Annotated in this window: 15 protein-coding genes; 3 read left to right on the top strand and 12 right to left on the bottom strand. The window is 52.2% G+C overall.

The features are described from left to right. Nucleotides 1–15 precede the first annotated feature (15 nt). From tadA to murQ, 4 genes are read right to left on the bottom strand one after another with little or no spacing between them, the layout of a single operon-like run. Entirely contained in the window at nucleotides 16–567 is a 552-nt protein-coding gene (gene tadA, locus ACLJNW_RS19395) for a tRNA adenosine(34) deaminase TadA (RefSeq protein ID WP_001134566.1), read from the bottom strand. A 24-nt stretch (nucleotides 568–591) separates the two neighbouring features. After that, nucleotides 592–1,227, bottom strand: coding sequence for a phosphatidylglycerophosphatase C (gene yfhb, locus ACLJNW_RS19390; protein ID WP_000253558.1), 636 nt, complete (start codon nucleotides 1,225–1,227; stop codon nucleotides 592–594). A 3-nt stretch (nucleotides 1,228–1,230) separates the two neighbouring features. Further along, on the bottom strand, nucleotides 1,231–2,592 hold the full coding sequence (locus ACLJNW_RS19385; RefSeq protein ID WP_023204505.1) for a PTS transporter subunit EIIC: 1,362 nt from the start codon (nucleotides 2,590–2,592) through the stop codon (nucleotides 1,231–1,233). Between the two features lie 10 nt (nucleotides 2,593–2,602). Then, nucleotides 2,603–3,496, bottom strand: coding sequence for an N-acetylmuramic acid 6-phosphate etherase (gene murQ / locus ACLJNW_RS19380; RefSeq protein WP_024154446.1), 894 nt, complete (start codon nucleotides 3,494–3,496; stop codon nucleotides 2,603–2,605). Between the two features lie 115 nt (nucleotides 3,497–3,611). Here murQ and ACLJNW_RS19375 point away from each other — a divergent pair, with 115 nt between their 5' ends. Next, nucleotides 3,612–4,460: a MurR/RpiR family transcriptional regulator gene (locus ACLJNW_RS19375; RefSeq protein ID WP_000995692.1), complete on the top strand. Its 849-nt coding sequence runs from the start codon at nucleotides 3,612–3,614 to the stop codon at nucleotides 4,458–4,460. Nucleotides 4,461–4,498: 38 nt separating this feature from the next. On the opposite strand, the gene ACLJNW_RS19370 is transcribed toward ACLJNW_RS19375, so the two are convergent. After that, entirely contained in the window at nucleotides 4,499–5,416 is a 918-nt protein-coding gene (locus ACLJNW_RS19370; protein WP_000684022.1) for an oxidoreductase, read from the bottom strand. A 21-nt stretch (nucleotides 5,417–5,437) separates the two neighbouring features. Further along, complete coding sequence (locus ACLJNW_RS19365) at nucleotides 5,438–6,634, bottom strand: OFA family MFS transporter (RefSeq protein WP_001276364.1); 1,197 nt, start codon at nucleotides 6,632–6,634, stop codon at nucleotides 5,438–5,440. 115 nt (nucleotides 6,635–6,749) lie between these two features. On the opposite strand from ACLJNW_RS19365, the gene ACLJNW_RS19360 reads away from it, so the two are divergent. Further along, nucleotides 6,750–7,676: a LysR family transcriptional regulator gene (locus ACLJNW_RS19360; RefSeq protein WP_001022463.1), complete on the top strand. Its 927-nt coding sequence runs from the start codon at nucleotides 6,750–6,752 to the stop codon at nucleotides 7,674–7,676. A 37-nt stretch (nucleotides 7,677–7,713) separates the two neighbouring features. Beyond that, a complete protein-coding gene (locus ACLJNW_RS19355; protein WP_024154445.1) occupies nucleotides 7,714–7,974 on the top strand; it encodes a YfhL family 4Fe-4S dicluster ferredoxin in 261 nt (86 codons plus the stop codon). Between the two features lie 111 nt (nucleotides 7,975–8,085). Here the strand turns inward: ACLJNW_RS19355 and acpS are convergent, their stop codons facing one another. The 6 genes from acpS to lepB all read right to left on the bottom strand — a co-directional run bounded on the left by acpS (nucleotide 8,086) and on the right by lepB (nucleotide 12,779). Next, nucleotides 8,086–8,466, bottom strand: a complete 381-nt coding sequence (gene acpS, locus ACLJNW_RS19350) for a holo-ACP synthase (protein ID WP_000986043.1) — start codon at nucleotides 8,464–8,466, stop codon at nucleotides 8,086–8,088. After that, complete coding sequence (pdxJ, locus tag ACLJNW_RS19345; RefSeq protein ID WP_000818972.1) at nucleotides 8,466–9,197, bottom strand: pyridoxine 5'-phosphate synthase; 732 nt, start codon at nucleotides 9,195–9,197, stop codon at nucleotides 8,466–8,468. Before pdxJ ends, acpS begins: the two co-directional genes overlap by 1 nt. A gap of 11 nt (nucleotides 9,198–9,208) precedes the next feature. Continuing rightward, complete coding sequence (gene recO, locus ACLJNW_RS19340; protein ID WP_023204508.1) at nucleotides 9,209–9,937, bottom strand: DNA repair protein RecO; 729 nt, start codon at nucleotides 9,935–9,937, stop codon at nucleotides 9,209–9,211. Between the two features lie 11 nt (nucleotides 9,938–9,948). After that, a complete protein-coding gene (gene era / locus ACLJNW_RS19335; RefSeq protein WP_024154444.1) occupies nucleotides 9,949–10,854 on the bottom strand; it encodes a GTPase Era in 906 nt (301 codons plus the stop codon). After that, nucleotides 10,851–11,531 (bottom strand): ribonuclease III, encoded by a 681-nt coding sequence (gene rnc / locus ACLJNW_RS19330; protein WP_001068341.1) that lies wholly within the window; start codon nucleotides 11,529–11,531, stop codon nucleotides 10,851–10,853. The genes era and rnc overlap by 4 nt, the downstream gene beginning before the upstream one ends. Nucleotides 11,532–11,804: 273 nt before the next feature. After that, on the bottom strand, nucleotides 11,805–12,779 hold the full coding sequence (gene lepB, locus ACLJNW_RS19325) for a signal peptidase I (protein WP_000002559.1): 975 nt from the start codon (nucleotides 12,777–12,779) through the stop codon (nucleotides 11,805–11,807). Between the last annotated feature and the right edge of the window lie 6 nt (nucleotides 12,780–12,785).

Here is a 12,785-nt window from a genome sequence, read left to right as displayed (position 1 = left end):
TTATCCGGCATTGCGCTATACTGCCGGCCCCGCGCCTTCCGCACGGTCGGCTTTCTTCAGAGCTTTAATTTCCTGACGACGCATACGGAAAAAATCACTGAGCAGCGTCGCACATTCATCGCGCAACACCCCTTCAATAATCTCGACCCGGTGATTCATTCCCGGATGGTGCAGCACGTCAATTAGCGATCCGGCCGCGCCGGTTTTTGCATCGCGCGCGCCAAAGACAACGCGTCCAATGCGGCTATGCACCATAGCGCCTGCGCACATCACACAGGGTTCCAGTGTGACATACAGCGTGGTATCCAGTAACCGGTAATTCTGCAATACCAGACCTCCCTGACGCAGCGCCATTATTTCAGCGTGCGCAGTAGGATCGTGGCGGCCAATGGGTCGGTTCCAGCCTTCGCCAATGACGCGATGGTTATGCACCAATACCGCGCCAACCGGAACCTCGCGTTCGTCCCAGGCGCGTTTCGCCAGCGTCAGCGCGTGGCGCATCCAGTATTCGTGATCTAATTCGACATCAGACAAAGAGGTAACTCCGGTAATGAAAGCGGGCGGCATTATACACAGACGCTATGCGTTTCACTATTCGAGCTGCTGCAACTCGCCGTGCGGCGTCACCCGCCAGCGATGCTGGCAAAAATAAAGCAGCGGGTTATCCTGTTTGCTGTCGCTGTAGCCGCTATAAAGACGCAGCGGCGTACCGATTTTACGTTCCAGTTGCGCGACTTTTTCATGGCCCAGACAGCGCACGGTTAATACCCAGCCGCCATACCGTCGCGCCATCTGGCTGGCGATGAGGTTAACGCGCGGCAGCCACGGCGTATCAAAATAGACTTGCTCTACCAATGATTGCGGAGAACCGGTAATAAGCCAGATATCCGCGTCAGAGCTCAATAGATAGGTGGTCAGACGCTCCTGTACTACCGGAAACGCCGTGACGTTAGCGCGAAACCAACGGACAAAATCCGCCTGATGCGCCTGCAAACGCGTTTCGCTATGGCCAAAAGTACAGCCCCACAATAACAGACTCATCGGCCAGCGGGCCGCACGCCCTTTTACCAGTAAACCGATACCGATAATGGGCAACAGCGGCAGTACGAGCAGCGCATTTAGCGGCTGACGGCGCAGCAAATAACGCAGAAAACTGCCGAACATATCCTGTTGATGTAACGTTCCATCCAAATCAAAAAAGACGACACGACGCTCGTGGCTGACCAAACCTTACTCCTCTGGATCATTGAACCCCAGCAGCCAGGTAAAAATAAACCCGGCAATTACCGCTATTAAATAGCCTAACAGATAGAACAGGACTTTTCCGGCAACAATTGTTAATGCCAGCGGCAAACCGGAAATACCAAAGGTAATTACCGTCGCCACTTTCCAGTAGCTGATCAACGCCCCGCCTACCGCGCCGCCGAGGCAAGCGCCAATAAATGGCTTACCCAATGGCAGCGTGACGCCAAAAATCAGCGGCTCGCCAATCCCCAGCAGTCCGACAGGAAGCGCGCCTTTAATTACCTTTTTGAGTCGCGCATTGCGGGTTTTCATCAGTACGGCAATGGCCGCGCCTATCTGACCAACGCCCGCCATCGCCAGGATGGGAAACAGCGCGTTATAGCCGTGCGCTTGCACCAGCTCCACATGAATAGGCACCAGCCCCTGATGCAGCCCGGTCAGTACCAACGGCAGGAAGGTTCCGGCTAACACCGCGCCCACCAGAAAACCGCCGTGATCGATAGCCCAGGACGCGCCGTGAGCGATAGCGTCTGAAATCCAGCCGCCAAGCGGTTGCAGAGCGACAATCGCTACCGCGCCGGTGATAACAGTCGTCAATAAAGGGTTAAGAATTAACTCCAGCGACCCCGGCAGCAGCTTACGGAACTGGCGCTCAATCCAGCACATTAACGCTACCACCAGCAGGACGGCGATGACGCCGCCCCGTCCCGGCTGAAGCGCCTCGCCAAAGAGCGTAATCTGCGCCAGTTGCGGGCTGGAAAGGATCCCCGCCATCACGCCGCCTAACGCCTGCGATCCGCCAAAGACTTTCGCGGTATTGACGCCAACCAGAATGTTCATGATAGCGAACACCGCGCTACCAAATATCCCCATCAGGCCCAGCAGGTTAGGATAGTGGACGGCAACATCGCCGACGATATCCGGACGTTTAAGAATATTGATAATGCCGGTAATCAAGCCGGATGCGATAAAGGCGGGAATAAGCGGAATAAAAACATTCGCCAGCTTACGCAACGCATCGCTCATCGGCGCTTTATACTTCGCTTTCGCCTCGGATTTGGTACGCGCCATAGCATCGTCCGGCTTTACACCACCTGCGGCAATCTGCACGCGCATCGCATCAACCACCTGCGCAGCCTTCCCCGGCCCAACGATCAGCTGATGTTGCTCCCCTTGCTTTACGTATCCACTGACGCCAGGCAACGCTTTTAAGCGCGGAATATCCAGTTGGCTGTCGTCCTGTACCTCCACTCTGACTCGCGTCATACAGTTTTCCAGGCGCAGAATATTTTGCTCTCCGCCGATACCACGTAAAATGTCGCTGGCGAGCGCTGCCGTCTTATCCATACACACCTCTTTAGTGTTCTAACGCCGCCCTTAAAAAGCCCTGATGAGCGGCGAGTTTTTCCCTGGCGGCTGCAGCATCCAGCCCCGTAAGCGCCATCAAAATGGCTGGCTTAACCTCAAAATCGGTCTGTTTCAGCAACGTTTCCGCCTCTTCACGACCTATCCCGGTCGCTTCAACGACCATCCGACACGCGCGATCGACCAGTTTGACGTTGGTGGCTTTCATATCCACCATCAGGTTTTGATAGACCTTGCCGAATTTCACCATCGCGCCGGTAGAAATCATATTGAGCACCATTTTCTGTGCGGTGCCGGATTTCAGCCGCGTGGAGCCGGTAATCGCTTCCGGCCCGACAACGGGCAAAATAGCGATATTAGCCTCCCGCGCAATAGGCGAATCTGGATTACAGGAGACGGCAACAGTGGTACAACCGGACTGTCGCGCATAGCGCAGGCCGCCAATCACATAGGGTGTACGACCCGACGCCGCGAGCCCCACGACCAGATCCTGTTCTTGCAGATTTAGCGCGACAAGATCGTCTTCGCCTGCCTGTTGGCTGTCTTCCGCGCCTTCGACCGCTTTCAGCAACGCGCCCGGCCCACCGGCAATCAGCCCGACGACCAGACCGTGCGGAACGCCAAACGTCGGGGGGCATTCTGAGGCATCCAGTACGCCAAGCCGACCACTGGTGCCCGCGCCCATATAGATGATACGTCCGCCAGACTTCAGCGCCGCCGCAGCGGCATCCACCGCACGCGCAACGTCAGGCAGAGTGGCTTTTACCGCTTCCGCTACCCGCGTATCCTGTTCATTAAAACGCTTAACTAATTCAGGAGTAGGCAACGCATCCAGATCCATCGTTTGCGGGTTACGGGTTTCAGACACTAAGGTACCAAGATTCATTTTTGTCCCTCTGGAATTTTTAATTCATAATAAGCGTCCATGATGGAATAGAATATTCCCCCAGGCGAGTGAAATTTCGTTTTGTCGTCGCCATCACGTTTCGCAGGAGCTGCCCATGAACTGTTTGATTCGTATTCGCCAGCGTTATCCGGATCTCGCGCAAAGCGACAGGAAACTGGCGGATTATCTGCTCGCGCAACCGGATACGGCGCGGCATCTGAGCTCGCAGCAACTGGCGGCCGAAGCGGGCGTCAGCCAATCCAGCGTAGTCAAGTTCGCGCAAAAACTGGGGTTTAAAGGGTTTCCGGCGTTGAAACTGGCTATCAGCGAAGCGTTGGCCAGCAATCCTAATCCGCATTCCGTTCCCGTTCATAACCAGATTCGCGGCGACGATCCGATGCGCCTGGTCGGGGAAAAATTAATTAAAGAGAATGTGGCGGCAATGCACGCCACGCTGGACGTTAACAGTGAAGAAAAGCTGTTAGAAAGCGTCACGATGCTGCGCCACGCCCGCCGTATTGTGATCACCGGGATTGGCGCCTCTGGGCTGGTGGCGCAAAATTTTGCCTGGAAGCTACTGAAGATTGGCATTAACGCGGTGGTTGAGCGCGATATGCACGCCCTGCTGGCAACAGTGCAGGCGCTGGCGCCGGAGGATCTGCTGCTGGCGATCTCTTATTCCGGGGAACGGCGCGAGCTGAACCTGGCGGCGGACGAAACATTACGCGCAGGCGCGAAGATCCTGGCCATTACCGGTTTTTCTCCCAACGCCTTGCAGCAGCGCGCCACTCACTGTCTGTATACGATTGCTGAAGAGCAGGCGACGCGCAGCGCCGCTATCTCTTCGACACATGCGCAAATGATGTTGACCGACTTACTGTTTATGGCGCTGGTACAACAGGATTTAGAGCGGGCGCCGGAGCGTATTCGCCATAGCGAGGCGCTGGTAAAAAAACTGGTTTGAAAATGGCTCTTCCGCCTCATGCAGAAGAGCTATCAAGTTTATTGCGCTTCTTTAGCGTGAATCAATTGCGTCAGGAGTTTGTTAACCGGTACGGCAATATTGTTCTGAGCGCCGATTCGCGCAATCGCACCATTTAAATAGTCGATTTCGGTCAGTCGGCCTTTATGTAAATCCTGATGCATAGAAGGATAGTGGTGGCCGCTCTCACGCGGATCGAACACTTTCTTCACCGTATTCATCACCATTTGCTCAGTCAACGGAATATTCTGGCTGGCAGCAACTAACACAAACTCATCAACTACCGCTTGCGCTAAATCTAAAGCACCAGGCCGCTGACCAAATCCGCCGACATTACAATCCAGTAGCGCGCAATAGGTGTTCATTACGCTATTAAAGGCTGCTTTCTTCCAGATCGATAATAATACGTCAGGGCTTATTTCAGCATTCAATCCCGCGCTATTAAGGGTGGCAATGACCTTAGCCTCTTGAGCCGAATCCTGGCTGGCAATCGGCTGCAGTTCAATCGTTCCGGTACCGGTGGCCATAATATGCCCAGCCCCCTCCAGTTCGCTGGACCATAACGTCACACCCGCATAGATTTTCTGCCGATCGACATATTTCTCCAGGGTTTCGATATTTCCCAGGCCGTTAGATAAAATCATCACGACCTTCGCGGCTGGCAGCAGCGGCTTAATACGCTGTAACATGCTATCCAACTGCATGGCTTTGGTAAACAGAATAACCAGCTCAAACTCCCCCTGGGATTCATCAGCCAACATAGCAGGGATGGGGTAATACTTCTGAGTCGTTTCCGTTTCGACAAACAACCCCTTGCTACGAATAGCGTCGACATGCTCCTGCCAGCCATCAATAAGCGTCACGTCGTGCCCGGCCTCCAGCAGCATATAGCCAAAACGACATCCCATAGCGCCTGCACCTGCGATTGCAATTTTCATTTTTATTTCCTTATTATCTGATTAATGAATTTTGGCTAAAACCGTTGCGACATATTTCTTCGTTATCAGGGTCAACACGACTCCAATAAGCAATAGCACCGTTGTCAAAATAAATACTGTATTGTAGCTTCCGGTATATTTTGCAATAGCGGACGTTACATAAGGAGCAATAACCGCACCGACGGCAAAACCAAAATACATAAAGCCGTAGTTTAGCCCCTGGTTACGCATACCAAAATTCTGGCTGGTCAAGCCAGGGAAGATAACTAATATACCGGCATAAGCAAAGCCCACGCCCAGAGCGCTGAAATAAAATACCGAAGTATTGCCATTGAAGAAAAATAACAGCAGCATACACAAGCAAGTAAAGAGGTAAACAATAACCAGCGTATTATAGCCGCCTAATTTATCGGTTAACCCTCCCCAGAACAGGCGACCGATCGAGTTAAATATCGAGACCAGGCTAACGACTAATGCACCGGACAGTAAACCGTACTGCGTCATACCAATTTGCGCAGAACTTGAGCTAATTACCATCCCAGAGAACACGCCCAGCGCCAGAATCATAAACAGCAGCCAGAAGCGCAGATCTTTCAGCATGTGCCGATAGTCTTTATCCAGTGGCGACGCTTTAATTCCTCCACTATCTTTTGCTGGCGCGCTACGAATAAAGAACTGGACGATAAAAATAACCACCAGATAAACAATACCCAGATATAACAACGCCCGACTAACATCGTGAGTTTGCGCCATAAAATATTCGGCCAGGCGGGTGCAAAGTAGCGTCCCGACGCCAACACCCGCCAGTACGATACCGCTGGCAAGACCGCGACGGTCAGGGAAAAATTTCAGAATATTATTAAGATTACCCGTAAAAGCCAGGCCCGATCCCAACCCGGCAATGACGCCGTAGGTTAAAAACAGCATGGGCAAATTATCCACAAACCCGGACAAGATAAAACCTAAAGAAAACAGGATACCACCGATAACTATCGCCTGCTTTCCTTTACCATTGTCGATCATTCTCCCGCCCCAAATCATCGGTAAAGGAATGATCCCCATATTGATAGAGAATGCTAACGCCAGCGTAGCCGGATCCCAGTGATATTGCGCCATGAGTGGTGTTTTGAAATAGCTAAATGCGTAGACGCCCCCGAGCACAAAATTGATGCACACGTGAGCGGCAAGCATTCCCCAGCGGTTGATTGATGCCGACATAATTTTCCCTTTTTAAAATGCACTGATCACAGTTTAAAAAAAGCAAAATAGGCAAACAATTTGGTATTTTTTATAATCGTTATAACAAAACCCAATCGATTGGCATTAAATTTTAATGAATATCAAACAACTACACTCCTTCCTGATATTGTGTGATGAATTACATTATGGTCGGGCAGCCAGTCGCCTGTTTATCACTCAGCCATCATTAAGTCAGCAAATCAAACAACTTGAGTCATCACTTAAAACAATATTATTTAAGCGAAAAGGTAGAGGAATTAAATTAACAAAAGCAGGCATTATTTTGCAACGACACGCTAACAAAATAATGCTGGATTTAAAAAATGCCGAAAATGAACTTCTTCCCTATCAGGACCAACAGCGCGATACTATTTCAATCGGGGTGTCAGGCAGTTACCTGGTCCTGCCCGCTTTTCGCAACTTTATGGCGCACCATCCGGAAATATCTTTAAATGTTAAAGAGTTCTCAACTGAGCAAACCATTAAAAAGTTGACGGATAGCGCCGTTGATATTGGCATTGTTTATCGAACAGCGCTCCCTGCCCAGCTAAGCTCGACCATGCTGTTTGAAGATGAAATTATCGCTGCAATCCCACTTTCTCATCCTCTGGCGACACGCGAACGTCTGCATCTAAAAGATTTAAACGACCAGCCCATTATCGTGCTTAATGACTCTCTGCTATTAAGAGGGATCATCACCACAGAATTTAATAACCGCAAAGTCGTTCCTAACGTCATCTGCGAACTGGATAACCACTACTCATGCCTTGAGTATGCCGAAGCGCAGATTGGCATCGCATTTATTACCCGCTCGCTAACCCATTTATCGACACCCAAAAATGTTCGCCTGGTTTCACTGGGCATCCCCGCATTCTTTATTCCTGTCATGCTGGTGCACAGTAATGACCTTTCACTGGATAACGCAACCATCTGCCTGCTCAAGCAGATCAAAAATTTTTACACGGTAGATAACAAATCAGCGCCAGAAAAGAGCTGGCCCGAGCAGAAAATAGGCGTATAATGCCCGCCCGATTTGTGTTGTTTCTGAGAATTTCCTGATGGCGCTGTTAATCACCAAAAAATGTATCAACTGCGATATGTGCGAGCCGGAGTGCCCGAATGAGGCGATTTCATTGGGCGACAGCATTTATGAAATTAACAGCGACAAATGCACCGAGTGTGTAGGCCATTACGAAACGCCGACCTGTCAGAAAGTCTGCCCAATCCCCAATACGATTTTGCAGGATCCCGCCCATGTCGAAAGCGAAGAACAGTTGTGGGATAAGTTTGTTCTGATGCATCACGCAGATAAACTGTAAGCGGGTTAACGTATTTCCAACGCAACAATGCCTGATGGCGCTATGCTTATCAGGCCGACAATATATCGGCCTGTAGGTCAGATAACGTGTTTACGCCGCCATCCGGCAAATCTAACTTTCCAGAATGACCGTAGCGCAGGCGTAATGGCGTTCATCGGCCAACGTGACATGCATGTGCGCCACACCGAGTTTTTCCGCCAGCGTTAACGCCTCGCCCCACAGCCGCAAACGTGGTTTTCCCAGCTCATCGTTAAACACTTCGAACTGATTAAACGCCAGACCGTTGCGGATGCCGGTGCCAAAAGCTTTCGCTGCCGCCTCTTTGACCGCAAAACGCTTGGCGAGAAAACGCACCGGCTGCTGATGCGTCTCCCAGATAGCCCACTCGTTGTCACTGAGCACACGCCTTGCCAGACGTTCGCCGGAACGGGAGATCACTGCCTCAATGCGGGCAATCTCTACAATATCCGTTCCCAGGCCGAGAATCGCCATTAGCCGCGCGCTTCCAGCATCAAACGTTTCATTTCAGCCACCGCCTCTTTCAGCCCCGTCATCACCGCCCGACCAATAATGGCATGACCGATATTGAGCTCGTGCATTTCCGGCAGTGCGGCAATAGCTTTGACGTTATGGTAAGTCAGGCCATGACCCGCATTTACTTTTAGCCCCAGACGGGCCGCCAGGGTCGCGGCGCTGGCGATACGCGCCAGCTCTTTTGCCTGTTCCGCATCGGTTTCTGCGTTGGCGTAGCAGCCGGTATGGATTTCGATAAACGGCGCGCCGACTTCCGCCGCCGCGTTGATTTGCGTTTCATCGGCATCGATAAAGAGCGAAACCTGGATGCCAGCCGCCGCCAGGCGCGCACAGGCATCACGCATTTTATCGCGCTGTCCGGCCACATCCAGACCGCCTTCGGTGGTGACTTCCTGGCGTTTTTCCGGCACCAGACAACAGAAATGCGGCCTGGTTTCTACGGCGATCGCCAGCATCTCTTCGGTCACCGCCATCTCCAGATTCATACGCGTATGCAGCGTCTGACGCAGAATGCGCACATCGCGATCGGTAATGTGGCGACGATCTTCGCGCAGGTGTACGGTAATGCCGTCCGCGCCTGCCTGTTCAGCAATAAACGCCGCCTGTACCGGATCCGGATAGTCGGTGCCGCGCGCATTACGTAACGTGGCAATGTGGTCAATATTGACGCCTAACAGTAATTCAGCCATGACAATCCTCGTTAATCTTTCTTCGTTTTTACTGTGCGTTTGGGCATAAATTGCCGGAACAGCTCCCGGCTTTTTAACGGTTTTCCCCCAAGATACGGCTTTAATGCCATACGGGTAAAGCGTTTAGCGGCACGCAGGGTATCTACATCCGGAAATTCCCGCGCCTCCAGCGCTTTCAGGTGCCGTCCGGTAAAGGTGTTGTTATCGATGACGACGCTGGCGAAAAAGCCTTTTTCTTCGCGGTAACGGTAGGTCATGGTGTCATCCACCCGTTCGCCGCTGCCTGCACAGTGGGTGAAATTGACGCCATACCCCAGATGACCCAGCAACGCCAGTTCGAAACGTCGCAACGCCGGTTCAGGCGAGCCGGTGGTTCCCGCCAGCGCCTGAATACAGTTCAGATAATCAAAAAAGAGTTCGGAGAAGCGCGTTTCATATTCCAGTACGCGAGAGAGGAGTTCGTTGATGTACAGGCCGCTATAGAGCGTAATACCGCTTAACGGCAGCGCCAAAGAAACTGCCTCGGCGCTGCGCAGGCTTTTCACCTCGCCGCGTCCGCTGTAGCGTAGCAATAACGGCGTAAAAGGCTGCAACGCGCCTTTCAGATTGGAACGTTTAGATCGCGCGCCTTTGGCGACAAGGCGCACGCGCCCCGATTCTTCCGTGAAGACGTCCAGCATCAGGCTGGTTTCGCTCCAGGGGCGACTGTGCAGGACAAATGCGCGCTGCCACCCTTCCACGCTGTGTTAACTCACAGATCGTCTACGTAACCGAGACTACGCAGAGCGCGTTCGTCATCGGCCCAGCCGGATTTCACTTTCACCCACAATTCCAGGTGTACCGGCGCTTCGAACATCTCCTGCATGTCTTTACGCGCTTCAATACCAATGGTTTTGATTTTGGCGCCTTTGTTGCCAATCACCATCTTCTTCTGCCCTTCGCGCTCGACGAGGATTAACCCGTTGATATCATAGCCGCCGCGTTCGTTGGTAACAAAACGTTCAATCTCAACGGTAACGGAATACGGCAGCTCGGCGCCGAGAAAACGCATCAGCTTTTCACGAATGATTTCAGACGCCATAAAGCGCTGAGAGCGATCGGTGATGTAATCTTCCGGGAAGTGATGAATCGCTTCCGGTAAATGTTTACGCACGATACCGGCAATGGTATCGACGTTCATACCCGTTTCAGCAGAGATGGGTACGATATCAAGAAAGTTCATCTGGCTTGCCAGGAACTGGAGGTGCGGCAGCAAATCAGCTTTTTCCTGCACGTTATCCACCTTGTTAACGGCGAGAATAACCGGCGCTTTGCCATCGTGCAGTTTGTTCAGGACCATTTCGTCGTCCGGCGTCCAACGGGTGCCTTCCACAACGAAAATCACCAGCTCAACGTCGCCAATCGAACTGCTCGCCGCCTTATTCATCAAACGGTTAATGGCGCGCTTTTCTTCCATATGCAGTCCCGGGGTATCGACATAAATTGCCTGATACGGGCCTTCGGTATGAATACCGACAATGCGGTGGCGCGTGGTCTGCGCTTTACGGGAAGTGATTGAAATCTTCTGCCCAAGCAGTTTGTTCAGCAAGGTGGATTTGCCAACGTTCGGACGTCCGACGATGGCAATAAATCCGCAGTAAGTTTTGTCAGTGCTCATTCCAACTCCAGTTTTTTCAGCGCCTGTTCGGCGGCAGCCTGCTCCGCCTTACGACGGCTGGAACCCGTGCCAACCACCGGTTCGCTCAGGCCGCTGACCTGGCAGTGGATAGTAAATTCCTGATCGTGCGCCTCGCCGCGCACCTGCACAACCAGGTAAGATGGCAGCGGCAGATGGCGACCCTGCAAATACTCCTGCAAGCGCGTTTTAGGATCTTTTTGTTTATCGCCCGGACTTATCTCATCCAGACGGGTTTTATACCAGTTAAGGATTAACTGCTCGACGGTCTGGATATTGCTATCGAGAAATACTCCGCCGATTAACGCTTCAACGGTGTCCGCCAGAATGGACTCTCGACGGAATCCGCCGCTTTTTAATTCGCCCGGCCCTAAACGCAGGCACTCGCCTAAATCAAATTCACGGGCTAATTCCGCCAGCGTATTACCACGTACCAACGTGGCGCGCATACGGCTCATATCTCCCTCATCCACCCGTGGAAAACGGTGATAAAGCGCGTTAGCGATAACGAAGCTCAGGATTGAATCGCCTAAAAATTCCAGGCGTTCGTTATGTTTACTGCTGGCGCTGCGGTGAGTTAATGCCTGCTGCAACAGCTCCTGATGATTAAAAGTGTAGCCCAGCTTCCGTTGAAGCCGATTAATTACGATGGGGTTCATGCGATACCAATAAATGAATGCGTCAACAATCCAGCACACGAAACAGACCTGATACACGTCATCTGTCCTGCCGCATCGCTGCAGCGGAAAGAAGGTTGTCTATAACCAACGCTGTTTCGTGTGCCGTGGCGACCAAACGGCGCCAACCTAAAACTTCGGGGGAATATTCTATACACAACGACAGGGGATGTCGTTAGTCTGAGGGAATTTATCCAGGAAATAATTCACGCTGCCGCTAAAAAGACGGCAGCGTGAACGATCATTTCGTCACAGTTAGTGAATACCGCCGATACGACTCAGGCGTACGCCTGTCGGCCACTCCCCTTCCTGCTTATCAAAGCTCATCCAAATAGCGACCGCTTTACCGACCAGATTCGCTTCCGGAACAAATCCCCAGTAACGGCTATCCGCGCTGTTATCGCGGTTGTCGCCCATCATGAAATATTGCCCCGGCGGTACAACCCAGGTCGCCAGCGGTTGTCCTGGCTGTTGGTAATACATGCCCAACTGATCCTGGGCTATCGGCACCATCAGGATGCGGTGGGTCACATCGCCCAACGTCTCTTTACGTTCGGTCAGGCGAATGCCGTTTTCTTTCGTCTCGTTTAGCGGAACCTCAAAGAAACCGCTGGTCGCTTCTCCGCCGTTACGGCGGGCAAAGGTCTGTACAAAATCGCTCGGCTCAACGTTAGAGTAGGTAACCGGCAGCGCATTTTCGCACGCCTGACCGGAGCTACAGCCAGGCTGAATCGTCACCTCTTTCGCAACCGGATCATAAGTGATTTTATCGCCCGGCAAACCGACTGCGCGTTTGATGTAATCTAACTTAGGATCTTCCGGATATTTAAATACCACAATATCCCCGCGCTTTGGATGACCGGTTTCAATCAGGGTTTTCTGGTAGATCGGATCTTTAATGCCGTAGGCAAATTTTTCCACCAGAATAAAATCGCCGATAAGCAGTGTCGGCATCATTGAGCCTGACGGGATCTGAAAGGGTTCATAAAGAAATGAACGAACGATCAGAACGATCGCCAGAACCGGGAAAACCGACGCCCCGGTCTCCAGCCAGCCCGGCTTAGGCGCCACTTTATTGAGCGTAGCGTTATCCAGCGCATCTCCCGACGCCGTTTGCGCGGCAGCCTGGCGCGCCCGACGTTTTGGCGCGAAAACAAACTTATCAACGCACCATAAAATGCCCGTCACCAGTGTGGCTATCACCAGAATCAGGGCAAACATGTTCGCCATGCCAAC

The organism is Salmonella sp. SAL4457 (assembly GCF_046548235.1).
Lineage (GTDB): Bacteria > Pseudomonadota > Gammaproteobacteria > Enterobacterales > Enterobacteriaceae > Salmonella > Salmonella enterica.
The sequence above is the reverse complement of the archived record's forward strand: the minus strand, read 5'-3'. Positions and strand labels throughout refer to the sequence as shown.